The organism is Cupriavidus sp. NPDC089707 (assembly GCF_044748965.1).
Lineage (GTDB): Bacteria > Pseudomonadota > Gammaproteobacteria > Burkholderiales > Burkholderiaceae > Cupriavidus.
In genome coordinates, this window is sequence record NZ_JBIVHB010000013.1 from 42,002 (window position 1) to 57,847 (window position 15,846).

General features: G+C 65.0%; 14 protein-coding genes. 5 read left to right on the forward strand and 9 right to left on the reverse strand.

What is annotated here, in order from left to right:
* Window positions 1–67 precede the first annotated feature (67 nt).
* Together ACIP1U_RS20530 and ACIP1U_RS20535 are read left to right on the forward strand one after the other, a co-directional pair.
* Window positions 68–916 carry a class I SAM-dependent methyltransferase gene (locus tag ACIP1U_RS20530; RefSeq protein ID WP_400318564.1) on the forward strand — a complete coding sequence of 283 codons (849 nt, stop codon included), beginning with the start codon at window positions 68–70 and terminating at the stop codon, window positions 914–916.
* Window positions 917–1,084: 168 nt separating this feature from the next.
* Window positions 1,085–2,116 (forward strand): patatin-like phospholipase family protein, encoded by a 1,032-nt coding sequence (locus ACIP1U_RS20535; protein ID WP_400318566.1) that lies wholly within the window; start codon window positions 1,085–1,087, stop codon window positions 2,114–2,116.
* On the opposite strand, the gene ACIP1U_RS20540 is transcribed toward ACIP1U_RS20535, so the two are convergent.
* Both ACIP1U_RS20540 and ACIP1U_RS20545 read right to left on the reverse strand, forming a co-directional pair.
* A complete protein-coding gene (locus tag ACIP1U_RS20540; protein ID WP_400318569.1) occupies window positions 2,097–2,750 on the reverse strand; it encodes a hypothetical protein in 654 nt (217 codons plus the stop codon). The genes ACIP1U_RS20535 and ACIP1U_RS20540 overlap by 20 nt on opposite strands.
* The gene (locus tag ACIP1U_RS20545) at window positions 2,747–6,262 is read right to left on the reverse strand and encodes an adenylate/guanylate cyclase domain-containing protein (RefSeq protein WP_400318572.1); all 3,516 of its coding nucleotides are present in this window, start codon (window positions 6,260–6,262) and stop codon (window positions 2,747–2,749) included. The genes ACIP1U_RS20540 and ACIP1U_RS20545 overlap by 4 nt, the downstream gene beginning before the upstream one ends.
* Before the next feature lie 205 nt (window positions 6,263–6,467).
* Here ACIP1U_RS20545 and ACIP1U_RS20550 point away from each other — a divergent pair, with 205 nt between their 5' ends.
* Complete coding sequence (locus tag ACIP1U_RS20550; RefSeq protein WP_400318575.1) at window positions 6,468–6,881, forward strand: DUF1801 domain-containing protein; 414 nt, start codon at window positions 6,468–6,470, stop codon at window positions 6,879–6,881.
* Between the two features lie 26 nt (window positions 6,882–6,907).
* On the opposite strand, the gene ACIP1U_RS20555 is transcribed toward ACIP1U_RS20550, so the two are convergent.
* The 7 genes from ACIP1U_RS20555 to galU form a co-directional block, all read right to left on the reverse strand.
* Window positions 6,908–8,236: a type II toxin-antitoxin system HipA family toxin gene (locus ACIP1U_RS20555; RefSeq protein WP_400318577.1), complete on the reverse strand. Its 1,329-nt coding sequence runs from the start codon at window positions 8,234–8,236 to the stop codon at window positions 6,908–6,910.
* A gap of 2 nt (window positions 8,237–8,238) precedes the next feature.
* Entirely contained in the window at window positions 8,239–8,619 is a 381-nt protein-coding gene (locus ACIP1U_RS20560) for a helix-turn-helix domain-containing protein (RefSeq protein ID WP_400318863.1), read from the reverse strand.
* Window positions 8,620–8,953: 334 nt separating this feature from the next.
* A complete protein-coding gene (locus ACIP1U_RS20565) occupies window positions 8,954–9,781 on the reverse strand; it encodes a hypothetical protein (protein WP_400318579.1) in 828 nt (275 codons plus the stop codon).
* A 59-nt stretch (window positions 9,782–9,840) separates the two neighbouring features.
* Complete coding sequence (locus tag ACIP1U_RS20570) at window positions 9,841–10,434, reverse strand: tetratricopeptide repeat protein (RefSeq protein WP_400318581.1); 594 nt, start codon at window positions 10,432–10,434, stop codon at window positions 9,841–9,843.
* A 466-nt stretch (window positions 10,435–10,900) separates the two neighbouring features.
* On the reverse strand, window positions 10,901–11,716 hold the full coding sequence (locus ACIP1U_RS20575; RefSeq protein WP_400318583.1) for an undecaprenyl-diphosphate phosphatase: 816 nt from the start codon (window positions 11,714–11,716) through the stop codon (window positions 10,901–10,903).
* A 177-nt stretch (window positions 11,717–11,893) separates the two neighbouring features.
* The gene (locus tag ACIP1U_RS20580) at window positions 11,894–12,244 is read right to left on the reverse strand and encodes a hypothetical protein (protein ID WP_400318584.1); all 351 of its coding nucleotides are present in this window, start codon (window positions 12,242–12,244) and stop codon (window positions 11,894–11,896) included.
* A gap of 72 nt (window positions 12,245–12,316) precedes the next feature.
* Entirely contained in the window at window positions 12,317–13,213 is an 897-nt protein-coding gene (galU, locus tag ACIP1U_RS20585) for a UTP--glucose-1-phosphate uridylyltransferase GalU (RefSeq protein WP_400318587.1), read from the reverse strand.
* A gap of 1,038 nt (window positions 13,214–14,251) precedes the next feature.
* Here galU and ACIP1U_RS20590 point away from each other — a divergent pair.
* Entirely contained in the window at window positions 14,252–15,391 is a 1,140-nt protein-coding gene (locus ACIP1U_RS20590) for a polysaccharide biosynthesis/export family protein (protein WP_400318589.1), read from the forward strand.
* Entirely contained in the window at window positions 15,388–15,825 is a 438-nt protein-coding gene (locus ACIP1U_RS20595; RefSeq protein ID WP_400318591.1) for a low molecular weight protein-tyrosine-phosphatase, read from the forward strand. The genes ACIP1U_RS20590 and ACIP1U_RS20595 overlap by 4 nt, the downstream gene beginning before the upstream one ends.
* Window positions 15,826–15,846: the final 21 nt, after the last annotated feature.

Below are 15,846 nucleotides of genomic sequence, written 5' to 3' on the forward strand. Positions count from 1 at the left end.
CGCGGCCAGGTGTCCTACACCCACTGAGGCGATCCCGGCTTCCCGCGCGCCGGGCAGGGGGACTTTCATGGTTTTGCCGAATGCCGACGAGCCGAATGCCGACCGCCCCGACCACCTTTTCGCGGGTGCGATCCCCGAGGTGTACGCGTCGCTGATGGTGCCCATGATTTTTGCGCCCTATGCCGCCGACCTGGCCGGACGCATCGCCGCGTTGCAACCGCGCCGGGTGCTGGAGTTGGCTGCCGGCACCGGCGTGCTCACGCGCGAACTGGCGCGCCGGCTCGCGCCCGACGCCGTCATCGTCGCCACCGACCTCAATGCGCCGATGCTGGCGCAGGCCCAGGCCGAAGGCACGGAGCGCCCCGTGACCTGGCGGGAGGCCGACGCGATGGCGCTGCCGTTCGGCGATGCCAGCTTCGACCTGGTGGCCTGCCAGTTCGGCGTGATGTTCTTCCCGGACAAGGCCAGGGCCTTTGCCGAAGCGCGCCGCGTGCTGGTGCCCGGCGGGACGCTGGTGTTCAACGTGTGGGACCGGATCGAATTCAACGCCTTTGCCCGCGATGTCGCGGCGGCGCTGGCCCGCCTGTTCCCCGAGTCGCCGCCGGATTTCATGGCGCGCACGCCGCACGGCTATCACAGCCAGGCGGCGATCGAGCAGGACTTGCGCCAGGGCGGCTTTACCGCGCCACCGGTGTTCGAGACTGTCACCGCCACCAGTCGCGCCGATGCCGCCCGCATCCCCGCGGTGGCGTACTGCCAGGGCACGCCGCTGCGCGCGGACCTGGAGCGGCGCGGGCCCGATGCGCTGGCGCGGGCGACCGACGCGTGCGCTCGGGCGCTCCTGGCGGCATATGGCGATGGCCCCGTCTCCGGCCCGATGCAGGCGCATGTAGTGATGGCCGCCGCCAGCGCCTGACGGATGTCCAGGCATGACGCAAGCGGCAAGCCCGCTATCGGTCCGCCCGTCAGGCCACGCGCCGGGCTGCCGGCAAACGGCTTATTCCCTACACTTGATTGATACGGATAACCGCCCGCAGCACAGAGCCTGGCGCACCCGCATGGCGCGCCAGGGAGGGAGCCTCGGATGCAGCCGGACCAGCCAGACCATAAACCCGTGTCGCTTGCCCTGCAGGGTGGCGGCATGCATGGCGCATTCACCTGGGGCGTGCTCGACCGTCTGCTTGAGGACGGCAGGCTGGTGATCGAGGGCGTCAGCGCCACCAGCGCCGGTGCCATGAACGGCGCGGTGCTGGCCTACGGGCTGCTGCAAGGCGGCAGCGCCGGCGCGCGCGACGCCTTGCACGCGTTCTGGCTGGCGATCTCGCGTTCGGCGCAGCGCTACAGCCCGTTCCGCTGGATGCCCTGGTTCAAGACCAGCCATACCCTGGGGCTGAACCATTCGCCGCTGTATGCCATGGCCGACATTGCGCTGCGCCTGCTGTCGCCGTACCAGTTCAATCCCAACAACCTGAACCCGCTGCGCGAAGTGCTCGGCACGCAAGTCGACTTCGCCGCGCTGCGCGAGCATTGCCCGATCCAGCTCTACCTGTGCGCGACCAATATCGAGACCGGCCGCATACGCATCTTCCCGCCGGAGGAGCTGAGCATCGATGCCGTGCTGGCGTCGGCCTGCGTTCCCACACTGTTCCAGGCGGTGTGCATCGACGGCCAGTATTACTGGGACGGCGGCTATGTCGGCAACCCGGCGATCTTTCCGCTGATCTACCACTGCCAGACCCGCGACGTGGTCATCGTCCATATCAACCCGATCGTGCGCCACGGCGTGCCAACCTCGGCGGCGGATATCCTCAACCGCGTCAATGAGCTCAGCTTCAACTCATCGCTGATGCGCGAGATGCGCGCCATTGCCTTTGTCACGGCGCTGATCCAGCAGGGCAAGGTGGACGGGCGCGACATGAAGGAGATGTGGATCCACTCGATCCGCTCCGACGAGACCATGGCGGCGCTTGGCGTGTCGACCAAGTACAACGCCGACTGGGACTTCCTGTGCACGCTGCGCGACCAGGGCCGGGCGCAGGCCACGGCCTGGCTGGCACAGCACTACGACAGCATCGGCCAGCGCTCCAGCATCGACATCAGCGGCGAATTCCTGTGACGCCGACAGGGCCCGGCTGCGCCAGCCGCCACGCCAGGTTGCCGCGCGCGCGCGCTTCATAGCGCGCGTGGAACGGCTCGGTGTAGTAGATGCGCGGGCTGTCCAGCAGCGCGCGCAGGAAGGCCCGCTCGGCTGCGTCGTAGGCCAGGTCGTCGAGGTCGGTGCGCTCGGCGCGCAGGCAGGCGCCGTTGTGGCGGAAGCGCATCCGGCTGCAGCCGAGCGCCGCCAGGTCGATATCTGCGGTGAAGCGGCCCGCTGTGCTGGCAGGGATCCCGTCGTGGACGGTTTCCAGCACCAGCGCGGCGATCCGGTCGGCCTTGGCGATGCCGGTCCCCCATTGCAGGATCCAGCCGGCGCTGCGCGCTTCGTTGTCGGCCGCGCCGGGCACATAGATCACGTCATGGCACCACAGCGCCAGTTCCACCGCATCGGCATCGGCCGTGGCGATGGCCCCCCGCGCCCAATCCAGGTCGCGCAGGCAGCGGCGGATGTGGTCGAGAGTGTGGTAATGGCGGCCCGGTTCGCCATAGCGGCCGGCAAGATCGGCATAGGCGTCGCGGGCATGCGCGCCGCCCGCTCGTGTCCACAAGGCCGCGAATCTGTCCTGGAGCTGGCTGGCCTGGAGCGGGGTCATGGGCGCGTGGGGGCTGAAGTGCTGGGCGGGGTGCCGGCTGGGGTGTCGCCTGCGGTGCCCCCTGTGCCCGATAGCTCGCCGCCCAGCACCGCCAGCATGGCTGCGGCCTCCTGCTGGTCGGCGGTGTCGCTGCCTTCGGTCAGCGGGGCCAGGTGCCGGGCCAGCGTCTCGCGTGCCGCGTCGGCCTTGCCTTGAGCGCGCCACAGCCTGGCCAGGCTTAGCGCGGCGCGCAGCGCCAGCAGCCTGGCGCCTTGCCCGGTGGCGATGTCGAGCGCCTGCCGGAAGCAGGCTTCGGCTTCCTCGTGTCCGGGCGGCAGCTGCCGGCACAGCATGTCGCCGCGCAGCCGCCACAGCGTGGCTTCGTCGAGCCGCTCGCCGGTCGCTTCGGCCAGCGCCAGCCCGCGCGCCAGCGCTTCGTGCGCGGCGTCCGCCTGTCCGGCCTTGTTGCAGGCGTCGGCCAGCAGCGACAGCAGGTTGGGCGTGCCGAGCACCGCGCCGGTGGCCTCGTAGGCGGCCAGGCCATGGCGAATCCGGGCGATCCCTTCCTCGGCATCGCCCAGCTCCGCCATGGCCCAGCCTTGCACCACCGTGCCCCACGCCAGGTAGATCGGGAAGCCCTGCTCGCCGGAGATCGCGATCGCGGCCTCGGCATACTCGCGTGCCAGCCGCGCCTCGCGCCGGCACTGGTGGATTTCAGCGGCGAAGACCAGGCACAGCGCCAGGTTGTAGGCATCGGGGCGCGCGCGCGCCATCACCAGCGCTTCCTGGCACAGCGCGCGGGCATGGTCGGGACAGCCGAGGTACCACAGGATCCAGCCCAGCGTGCTGGTTGCGTGCACGGCCGGATCGCGCCCGTAGCCCATCAGGAAGTCATAGGCCTGCGAGTCGGGATGGGGCAGGGCGATCACCGTCTCCATATGCGAGCGCGCGGCGTCGAGCTTGCCCAGGCGGAACAGCGTGGCCCCCAGCGCGCGATGGCCTTCGGCCAGCTGCTTGGGCCGCTGTGACTTCAGTGCCAGGCCGAGCAGCCGCTTGCCCAGCGGCAACGCCACCTGGTATTGCGCGCGCAACTGGTAAAAGGCCCACAGGCCGAGCTGCGCAGAGAAGACATAGGGCGTCTGCCGGCCCTGCTCGCACAGCGCCAGCGCGCGCCGGTAGTTGGCCTCGACTTCCTGCGACGCCTGCCCCCGCGCCGCCATCAGCGCCGGTCCCAGGGTCAGCAGCAGCGTCAGTTCCTGGCGCGCTCGCTCGGCCGTATCGGGCTGGCGCTTGAGCAGTTCGATGGCGGTGCTCAGGTGCCGGATCGCCTCGGACTGTGCGGAGCGGTGCAGCGCCTGCTGGCCGGCGCAGTGCAGGTATTCGACCGCCTTGGGCACATTGCCGCTGAGGCTGTAGTGGTGCGCCAGCTCGCTGCAATAGTCCTTGAGCCGGCCCTGGAACAAATCTTCGATCGCCCGCGCCGTGGTTTCATGCAAGGCGCTGCGGCGTTCGGTCAGCAGCGAATTGCCTGCGACTTCCTGGGTCAGCGCGTGCTTGAAGGCGTACTCGACTTCCGGGAACGCCGGTCGCTCATGGATGAAATCCGCGGCCTGCAGGTCGGCCAGCAGCGGATGCAGCTTGTCGTCCTCCAGCCCGGCCACCCGCAGCACCAGGCTTTGCGGGAATTCCTTGCCGATCACCGCCAGCGTCTGCAGCAGTTCTTTCTGCGCCAGGGGCAACCGGTCGATACGCGCGGCCAGCACGCCCTGGACCGTGGTGGGGATATGGAGGAGCGCCGGCGCCTGGTCGATGCGGTAGCAGCCGGGCTGGCCCAGCAGCGCGCCTTCCTCGGACAGGGTCTGGACCACTTCCTCCATGAAGAACGGGTTGCCTTCGGTCTTGTCGAGGATCAGCCGCTTCAGCGGCACCAGGCTCCGGTCGTCGCCCAGCAGCGCGGTCAGCAGGCCCTGCGCCTCGGCCGGACCCAGCGGCTGCAGCTGCAGCTGCGAGTAATGCGGCCCGGCTTCCCAGCGATGGGTGTATTCGGGCCGGTAGTTGACCAGCAGCACCATGCGCGCGGCGGGCACATGGTCGACCATCATGTTGAGGAAGGCCTCGGTCTCGCCATCGAGCCATTGCAGGTCTTCGAAGATCAGCATCAGCGGCTGGTTGGCGCTCTCGCGCACCAGCAGGCGGGCGATGGCGTCAAAGGTGCGCTGGCGCCGGAGCGACGGGTCCATGGTCGGCAGCGGCGAACCCGGTTCGGTGGTGCCGAGCAGGTAGAGCAGGTAGGGCAGGTGATCTTCCAGCGAACGGTCGAGCGTCAGCAGCCGGCCCGTCACCTTCTCGCGGCAGGCGCGGTCGCCGTCCTGCGGGGTGATCTGGAAGTAGTTCTTCAGCAGTTCGATCAGCGGCAGGTAGGCAAAAGCCTTGCCGTGCGAGACCGAGAACGTCTCCAGCGCCAGGCAGCCCTGTTGCGAGCGGGTCTTGAACTCATGGAACAGCCGCGACTTGCCGACGCCCGCCTCGCCGACCACGGCGACGATGCGCCCGCTGCCCGCCTTGGCGTGCTCCAGTGCCTCATGCAGGTGCTCCAGTTCCTGCTGGCGCCCGACGAAGCGTGCCAGCCCGCGGTGCGCCGCCACCTGCAGGCGCGTGCGCAACGCCCCCAGGCCCACCACCTCGTACACCGCCAGCGGTTCGCGCACGCCCTTGACGTGCGTGGTGCCCAGCGCCGTGAACTCGAAATAGCCCTCGGCGAGCTTGTGCGTGGATTCGCTGACCAGGATCGATGCCGGGGTGGCAATCCCTTCCATGCGCGAGGCAATGTGGATGGTGTGGCCGACCGGATCGTAATCGGTATGCAGGTCGTCCTTGCGGATCGATCGCACTACCACCTCGCCGGTATGGATACCGATGCGGATCTGCAGCGGGATGCCTTGCTCGAGCCGGACCCGGTCGCTGTGGCGATGCATCGCGCCCTGCATCCGCAGCGCGGCGTACAACGCGCGCAGGGCATGGTCCTCGTGCGCGATCGGCGCGCCGAACAGCGCCAGGATGCCGTCGCCGAGGAACTTGGCGACATAGCCTTCGTAATGGTGGACCGCCTCCATCATCAGCGTCACGACCGGGTCGATCAGGCGGCGCGCGTCTTCCGGATCCATGTCCTGCGTCAGCGCGGTCGAGCCCGCCATGTCGGCAAACAGGGCGGTGATGGTCTTGCGCTCGCCGGCGGCCTCGCCCCGGGCTTCCATCGCGGCCTGTTCGGCCAGGATGCGCTCGGCGAGATGGGGCGGGGTGTAATGGACCGGGGCGGTCGCCGGTGGCCTGGGCGGTTGAGGCGCGGATTGGAGCCGCGGCACGGTTGCCGGCGCGGGCGTTTCGGCCAGGGAGACGCCGCAGGCCCGGCAGAACTTGGCGGCAGGCGTGGCTTCGGCGCCACACTGCGGGCAAATACGGGCAAGCCTTGCCCCGCACTCCTCGCAGAAGTTGGCGCCCGCAAGGTTCGCGAAGCCGCAATGCGTGCAGCGCATTTCGCCTCCTGACCGGACCGGGTCATGTCGACCCGCCTGTTCAGACTATTAGAGGCAGATTTGGGCGGCGTGGCAAGGTGAGGGCGGTGGTGGCATCGGTGATGGCCGGGTGGTGGCCGGGTGGTGGCAGTAGAGCACCGGGTTCGGCACAATGCAGGGCCAGCCATGTGCCGCGGGCACGGCATCCGCTTGAGGAGCAACCGCCATGACAAAGAGCGAAGCGCAGGACAGCAAGCAGGACAGCATTCCGGCTTCCGAGCTGATCGATGCCAGGATCCGGGAACTCGACGACTGGCGCGGCCAGATGCTCGGCCGCCTGCGCGCGCTGGTCAAGGAAGCCGATCCCGAAGTCGTCGAGGAATGGAAATGGCGCGGCGTCCCGGTCTGGTCGCACGACGGCATCGTCTGCACCGGCGAGACCTACAAGAACGTCGTGAAGATGACCTTCGCCAAGGGCGCGGCGCTGGACGATCCGGCCGGCTTGTTCAACGCCAGCCTGGAGGGCAACACCCGGCGCGCCATCGATTTCCCCGAAGGCGCCCGGATCGACGAGAAAGCGCTGACGGCGCTGATCCGCGCCGCCGTGGCGCTGAACCAGTCCGGGCGGCGCCGCCGCTAGCGTCAGGCGGTCAGGCGGTCAGGCGGTCAGGCGGAGAGGCGCCGCTGCTGCCGGCGCATGCCATCGAAGATCGCATCGGCCAGGTCCACGGGGAATTCCGGCGGCAGCGCGGAAGCGGCGGCGTCGATGGCCAGGCTGGTCCGCGACACGACCTCGTCCAGCATCGACTCGACATCGTCGGGCGAGAAGCCGATGCGCTGTCCCTGGGCAAGCCAGTGCCGCCGCTGGATTTCCTGGATGGCGTAGTGCGAATTCTTGCCGTGCAACGCCATCGCCAGCCGGGCCCGTTGCGGCGCCACCTGGCTCTTGCCTTTACCGATGATCGGATGCGCCGACAGGATGTCGTACAGCGGCGTCGCTTCATATCGGCCACCCGTCAGATGGCTGATGCTGAAGTTCTTGCCATGGCCATCCGTGGCCGCGAGCAGCCAGAAGACGATCTGCGCGAGGAAGAAGTTGCGACGATCGGACAGCGCCGAGCGCGAGCCCGCCAGGATGTCCGCGATCTGCTGGATGCCCGGCCCGCCGTCCGACTCGTACTTCTGGATTGCCGACGTGCCGGTGGCCTGGCACATGTCTTCCTGCGGCAGGCGCAGCAGCCAGGAACCGTCTGCCGAGGGCTTGCGGTCGAAGCGCTCGACGACCAGTGCCTTGACATCCCCGAAGCGGGCGATCTCGCAGGCAGCGACCGGCAGGCCAAAGGCGGCGACGATCCTGGCACATAGCCATTCGTTTTCCACCGAGGTCCGCATGTCGGGGCGCATATTGCCCACCAGTCCCATCGGCAGCTTGAAGATATGCGTGGTTGGCGTACTGCCTTGCGGCAACAGCCATTGTCCGTCCCGGCGCAGCAGCGCGGTCTTCTCCTGCGCGCCGGCGATAGACAGGCGCAGGTCATCAATGGGCTCACGCAGCCCGAGCACGGGCTCGGCCGTGGCCTCGTGCAGCAGGGTGGCGATCTCCGTCTCCGACAGCGGGCGGCCCTGGACGCGCTTCAACGCCATCGGTGCTTCCTGCGGCGGCAGCATCTGGAGGGCGCCGGCGCAGTCGCGGCCGAGCTTGGCCAGCAGCGCGAAGGCGTTGGTCCCGCCGGTCTGGTAGCGGGCCGCGATGCGCCGCCGGATGGCATCGCTGTCGGGCAGCAGGTTGTCGAAATAGTTGGCGACTGCCGGCCCACGGTGGGGCTGGTTGCCCGGCGTAAAGGGCAATGACAAGGACAACGGCCGGCCTTGCGGGTCGGCAATCCAGTCTTCGCGATAGGCCAGCCGGTCGCCGGCGGGCGTGGTTTCCCAGTGACCCACCGGCAATCCGTTCATCCACAGATCGAGGCGCTTCGCTTGCGTGCCGCGCGTCATCGCTACCAGTCCTCCCGCTGTGGCTGGCCGGTCTTGCGGGCGGTGCGGCTCGCCTTGCCCTTTGCGGGCGTCTGCGGTTGTTCTCCCTGTGTAGTCCGGCGCGCATCCTTTCCTGGCGGCGCTACGCTGCCGGGAGGAAACTCCGGTTCCGGCTGCATATCGGTATCCGGAGCAGGGGAAAGGATCATCTCCACGCCAAGCACGCGCAGCGCCTTGAACAACCGCTCTACGCTGGCCGCGGCAGGGTTGGCTTCCAGCTCGGCATACGTCTGCTGCCTGACGCCGAGGTAAGCGGCCATATTTGCCTGCGTCAGGCCCCTGGACTTCCTGAAGCCCTGCAGGATCGGCCGCAGCTGGCTGAGTGTCTTGACTGGATAGTGCATATCGGCGGCTGCCGGCCCGGTATGGGCGGCCATCGTTTGCTGACGATATACAGGATATTACCTGTTTTACAGCTTTACAAGCTGTAGCCTGTATTGGAAGGAAACAGGTAATAGCCTGTAAATCCGAATAACAGGAAATCCCCTGTAAACAAACGGATTCTTGCCGGCCGCGCTTAGTGGGTGAGCACCATCAGATCTGACCGGCATGCCGAATATAACGAGCCAGCCAGCCATCCGCGACGTCGCGGCGCGCAGCGCTGGCGAGAGCGCTGCGTCATGGACAAGCAAGCGGCCGGAGCGCGCTTGCTTGCGAAGTCCAGGACTTCCCAGGCGCTTACGAGCCGACCTTGAGCTGGCCGCCGCGCCCCAGGCCGCCCTTGACTTCCTGCGCCTTGTAGTTGCGCAGCGAGATCACCATGTTGTTGTAGGCGTCCATAAATGCCGCCACGGTGGCCTTGCCTTCAGGCGTGCGGGAGAAGCCGCCGAGCCCGCCAGCCGCGCCGCCGCCAAAGGCGCCCACGGCGGCACCAAAGCTGGTGGCCGTGGAGTTGCCCTCGGAGATCGACAGCTGCACGCCCGAGCGAATGTCGAACATGGTCAGGGTCACGACCGATGCCTTGCTTTGCATGGCGCCGCCAACGAGCGCGCCGACGCTGCCAAACAGGCTGCCCACACCGGCAGCCAGCTGACCCGTGGCGTCGTTATCGATGATGATAGCGGGCTCCATGTAGTAGTCGGCCGCTACGCGCTGACCCTTTTGCTGGCGCGAACCTGCCCGGAACTCGCCGGAGTTGCGCTGTTTGTCGGTAATGTTCGAGATCTTGCTTTCGGTGCGATTATTGCCAACCGAGGTGATCACGAAGCAGTTCGACTGCTGCACGGCCAGGCGGATCAGGGGCTCGATGGTCGTGATCTTGGTGGCTGCGCCAAAGCTCGCATACCATTCCTTGCCACGGCCATCATCCACAGCCAGCGTGCCCAGAGGCGTGTCGCAGCGTTCCAGCGTGGCATTGGCATTCACGCTGGTTGCACCGCCCGCGGCGCCGGTGGCGGCCGTGGGTGCCGTGCCGGTGCTGATGAGGCCGCCCCCCGCGCCGGCGCAGCCAGCCAAAATCAGAGGGGTGGCCAGTGCGGCCACGCGCAAGGAAGTCATCTTGGGCATGAGAACGTGTCCTGTTGACGGAAGTGATGGAAAAACCAGGGTTGGAAGACAGCGACGACTTAACGCAGATGCCAGCCGGAGGGGCCCCATACCCAGTAGTAGGGATAGCTGCTGTACCACGTAATCCAGGACTTGCGATAGGCTTCGCGCACCTGGTACAGGCTCTGTTCGTCCTTCTTGGCCGCCTGGGCTTGCGGGATCAGGTCCTTGGCTTCCTTGCTGCCTTTGGCTGCAGCGCGTGTCAGCCAGGCCTCGGCTTCGGCCGGGTCCGAGCCCATTTCCTCAAAGCCCATCAGGTAAATTCGGCCAAGCGCCAGCTGGGCTTGCATGTGCCCGTTGTCTCCGGCCTTGCGCAGCCATTCCAGGGCTTGATAGCTGTTGCGTTCCACGCCGTCGCCACGCAGCAGGCGCAGGCCCAGGTCATAGGCCGCGTTCGGATTGCGCTCCGCCACCTCAGCCAAGGCCTGCATGCGGGGGTCGACATCATTTGCCGCCTGAAATGTCGCTACGCGCCGATCCTGCTCGGTACAGGCGTGCCCATTGCACAGGCGTACGGTCTGCGAGCGGGGTGCCAATTGATCTTCCGGCGTCTGCGCGGCGCATCCTGCCAGGCCAAGAGCTGTCACAAATAGCGAAGGAACAAGAAGACGCATAGACGACCACCCCGGCTATATTTTTTCGTTTTGTAAGAAATTGTGCGGGAATGTAACATTTTCCCGAGCCGGTATTTTTACTATCTAGGGAGATATTGTCAATTGGGCCGACATTGCCTCGGAATCGGCGACAACTTCCCATTGTTCTGCGGCAACCGCGGTTCTCAGTCCCGCATCCCGCCACGTCTTCGCCCAGTCCTTGAACCGATGCTGTTCTGCTGGCTATGCCAGGCAACGAGGATCTGCCGCCTGGTTTACCATTCGCGCCCTGTTTGTTTCGCGCAAGTCATCCGCACCACGCGCGAGGTGTTGGTCGACGGTGCCGGCGTGCGCTATGTCGTCCGCGGCGGTCTCAATGTATGAAAGAGACGCCAGAAGCAAGCCATTCCGGGCAGGGCGGGCGGCGGGGGGAAAGCCGCCAAGTGATTTTCACTCTTGCTGCGGCATGCAGCAGTCCAGCGCGCGATCAAAGTGAGGGGACGGCAGTCACGATTCCAATCAGCAGACCAAGTGCGATGCGATACCAGGCAAACACTCGCAGCGAATGTCGCGCGACAAGGCGAATCATCGCGTTGACAACAAACAGAGCCGAGATGAAGGCCGCAGTGAAGCCGGCGGCAATTGCCCAGAGATCCTCCATGGTGAGCAAGTGGTAGTGCCGCATGGCGTCGTAGGTGGCAGCACCCAGCATGGTGGGAATTGCCAGGAAAAAAGAAAATTCGGTCGCGGCTTGCCGTGATACGCCAGACAGCATCCCTCCGATGATGGTGGCTCCCGATCGAGACGTGCCGGGAATCATGGCTACGCACTGCGCAAAGCCGATACCAATGGCTTGCTTCCAGCCAAAATCTTCGATGGTGTGAATGCGCGGCACGGCCCTGCGCCGTTCTACCCAGAGAATAATCAGGCCGCCCACGATCAATGCAATTGCGACGACGGCGGGATCAAAGAGCCGGTGCTTGATGGGCCCGATGAACAGCGCACCGATGATTGCCGCGGGCAGAAAGGCGACCACTACCGCAGTGGCAAAGCGCAGCGCGTCGGGATCCCGCCGGACGACTCCCTCACACAGGTGCGTGATCTTGGCACGATAGAGCCAGCAGACAGCCACGATTGCGCCGAGCTGGATCACCACGTCGAATACGCGTGCCTCATGGGACGTAAAGTCGATCCAACTTCCGATCAGAATCAGGTGCCCTGTGCTTGATATGGGCAGGAACTCCGTCAGGCCCTCGAGGATGCCGAGAAAGAAGGCCTTGCCCAGGTGGATCCAGTCAATCATGTCGCTGCTACCTCTTTGGTTGCCTTGCGGTCGGAAAGGGGGGGGCGTGGTCGGAGTTCTTGTGAGCGGAGGCCGGGTTGGCTCATGCCAGCGAGACGCACCCGATCTCCCGCGGCACGGACCTGATACAGCGGCTCCTCGACGCGGCGCCAGAGCGGTCCTCAACGAGAATCGAGATTACGAGCGGGCGTATGCGACATTAACGCCCCCAAGCAATTGATCAGGCCGAACCGTCTCGTAGTCCCGAATGCGCATCGCGATGCTGGTGTATTCATAGACGCATTCTTCGTACACCGCCTTTCGGTCTCTGCCGATCACATCGTAGATGGCTTCCTTGAACTCAGAATCGGTCCACACCGTACCAGCGTGGGCAATGACCTCGGCCATCGCGCGGTAGAACCTGCCCTCGTCGACAGGGTGCGCGCTGAACCAGGATTGATGAATGAGCCATGGTCTAAGCGCTTTGGCAATCTCACATTGTGCCGACATCCAGGTGTCTCCAGTATGCGCGAGCGGCGCGAGGGTCATCGTATCCGCTCTGCAACCTCGTACCGTAGAGAGCCGGTGGCTCTTTGCTATGCAAATTCGCAGGCAGCTGTTTCAGGCAATCACGCTGTCAGGCAGATGATGGCCACGCTGCTCCAGGTAGCTGCGGAAGTTTGCGCCGGTTTCCTGGTGCTTGAGCGCATACTCGACAGTTGCCTTCAGGTAGCCGAGCTTGCTGCCGCAGTCGTAGCGCGTGCCCTGGTAACGATAGGCCAGTACCTGTTCCTGGCCCAGCAGCGACTGGATCGCGTCGGTCAGCTGGAATTCGCCGCCGGCGCCGGGCTTGAGTGCGCGCAGGTGGTCGAAGATACGCGGCGTCAGGATGTAGCGGCCGACCACGCCCAGGTTGGACGGGGCCTCTTCCGGCGCAGGCTTCTCGACAATGCCAGACACCTGGATTACGCCTTCGCCCCACTCGCGGCCATCGATCACGCCGTAGGAGCGGCTTTGCTCCGGCGCGATCTGCTCGACCCCAAGCACCGAGCAGTTGTAGTGGTTGTAGGTGTCCACCATCTGCTGCATTACCGGGGGGGTGCCGTCGATGAGGTCATCGGCCAGCATGATCGCGAACGGCGCGTCACCGACCAGCTTGGCCGCGCACAGTACAGCGTGACCCAGACCGAGCGCCTCGGGCTGGCGCACGTAGTAGCACTCCACGTTGGACGGCTTGATCGAGCGCACCACGTCCAGCAGTGCCCGCTTGTTCTTGGCTTCGAGTTCCACCTCCAGTTCGAAGGCCTTGTCGAAATGGTCTTCGATGGCGCGCTTGGAGCGGCCGGTGACGAAGATCATCTCGGTAATGCCGGCGGCCATGGCTTCTTCCACGGCGTACTGGATCAGCGGCTTGTCCACCACCGGCAGCATTTCCTTGGGGCTGGCTTTGGTGGCGGGCAGGAAGCGGGTTCCCAGGCCCGCTACCGGGAAGACGGCTTTGCTAACGCGACTCGTCATTTCAGTTGCTCCCTTCTAAAGGTCTGATAAAGCTGAGACGGCCGTGAAACGATGAAGTACCCCGGCAGTGCGGGCGCACATTCCTGGTTTCGACGTCGAGGGATTTCCCCTTTCGAGCCGTTCAGATTTACGGCGTTAAAACTGGTTCGATACTGGCTGACGCAAATTCTTCGTCTGTCGCATCCCGGCGGCGGCAGACGTTCGTCTGACAGCAAAGAAAGAGGGTGTAGGCGCAACAGGGAATCAATCGCCTACACCCTTAAGTCGGCAACGGGGTGCCAACGGGGATTGTGCTGCGTCGCAGCATCTGCGGTACCCCCCACGCGTTGGGACTGGATGAAGGCAAAGTCGTGGTTACGACGACAGGGATTCTCCGGCCGGCCTGAGCTTCAAATCGTTTCCCCACCTAAGTTTGGGGCCCACCGAAGCGGGGTAAGACGCGGTCTGCTCCCCATCAATAATCAAGGCCGGCAAGCACCGACCCCTTGCCGCTCCCGTAAGGGTGTAGACGTTTCCAGCGTCTACACCCTCATTTTTTTTCGCAAACTGCGGGAAACACGCCACGAATGCAGAGACCCGCCATATGTCGGCCCTTGCAGGGTAGGCGCATGCCCCGGATCGCGCAGTTGAGCAGGCTGTTCCGGTATATGAGTCGAGGCCGCGAGTGAGGAACCTTCACACGGTCGCCGACGCGCTCGTATCAAGCCGATACAGCGTCCGTAGTGTCCCTTCCATTTTCGTTTCCACTCTGATGGGGGGATAGGAAACTTGGGAAAAACGCCGGTTCCGCCTTGAAGATCTAGTCCCACGAGCCATAAACTTCGCCGGTCATTTGCGAAATGATGCAGTGCAGAAAAGAGCGCGCCTTCGCGCCGGGCATACGAAGCCAACGCCGCCAGGTTCAAGTCCGCAGGAGTGCAAACAAGCGGAAAGGCACCCGCGAGTGCCATGTCGAACAAGCGGAGTCACCGCTGCTCAACCCGCCAGGGAGACTGCGGGTATTGCGGATCTTCTTGAAAACAAGGGAATCATCGAGACGTGCTAAAGCTTTCAAGCAGCTTGAGGTTTGGCAGGGCCGCCATGTGCCTGGGTATCGTTCCATTGCTGGCTTCCTGCGCACTCGCGCCAGGCATGCGCTTCGACCCACAGCGCCCACTCGATCCGGAGGATCCGGAATCGGTGCCTAAAATCACGCAGATCACACCCACGCTGGTGCGTACGCTAAAAGCCTCCACGCCACCAGCGAATGCCGGGGTGGAGGAGCTATTCGCCGATCCAAAGCCCTATGTCGTTGGCGTCGGTGACATTCTCTCGATCGTGGTGTGGGACCACCCGGAACTGGTGTTCCCCACGCAAACTTACTCGATTGGCGCGGCCTACGAGATTCCGAGCTACAGTGGCGCGGCCAACATACCGGGCTACGTTGTCAGTCCCGCAGGAACCATCCAGTTTCCCTATGCCGGGGTGCTCAAGGTGCTCGGTCAGACCCCGGATCAAATCCGCGGGCAGCTGAGCACCCAGCTCAAGCCCGTGGTTAACTTGCCGCAGGTCACCGTGCGTGTGCTTGCCTTTCGCAGCAAGCGTGTCTACCTCGACGGCGAAGTCAAGACACCTGGCCCGCAGAATATCGACGACGTGCCAATGACGCTGGTCGAAGCGCTCAACCGCGCCGGCGGCGTCAACGTATTGACTGGTGACAACAGCCGCATTCGTATCTCACGCGAGGGCAAGAACTATTTCGTGAGTCTGCCTGCGCTTCTGCAGCAAGGCATTGACCCGGCCCGCATCCTGTTGCGCAATGGGGACATTGTGCGCGTGGAGCAGCGTGAGGACAGCAAGGTATTCGTGACCGGCGAAGTCGTGAAGCCGACGCCGGTGATGCCGCGAAACGGCCGGCTCACGCTGAGTGAAGCCATTGGTGAAGCCGGCGGCCTGAACCCGAATTCTGCTAACGCCAAGGAACTTTACGTGATCCGCAAGAGTACGGATGGGCAAGCCGAGGTGTTCCACCTGGACGGCAAGTCCCCTGTTGCGTTTGCCCTGGCCGAAGCGTTCGAATTGAAGCCGAGGGACGTTGTCTATGTCGATGCCGCTGGCGTGGTCCGCTGGAGTCGCGTGATCAATCAACTGCTGCCCAGCGGAAATTTCTTTACGTCCACGGCAAACGCAGTGAAATGATCAAGACCGTTCTCGTCGTCTGCATCGGCAATATCTGCCGCAGCCCGATGGCGCAGGGCCTGCTCAAACAGGCACTGCCCGAGGGCGACGTTGTCTCCGCCGGCCTCGGAGCCCTTACCGGACAGGCTGCTGATCCAAACGCGGTGGACCTCATGATTCATCAGGGCGTGGATATTTCCGGCCACCGGGCCCGTCAACTCGATTACGCCATGGTCAGGCGCGCGGATCTGATACTCGTCATGGACAGCGCCCAGCGGCAAGAGATTCAGCGTTTGCACCCCGCCACCACAGGACGGGTTTTCCGCCTTGGCGAACTGGGAAGGTTTGATGTGCCAGATCCCTATCGCAAGCCACCTCCGGCCTTCGAGAATGCGCTGCAGCTGATTCAGCGCGGTGTGGAATCCTGGGTGCCACGCATCCGGGCCTTGGGTTAATACGAACTTGTCCTGCCTCCC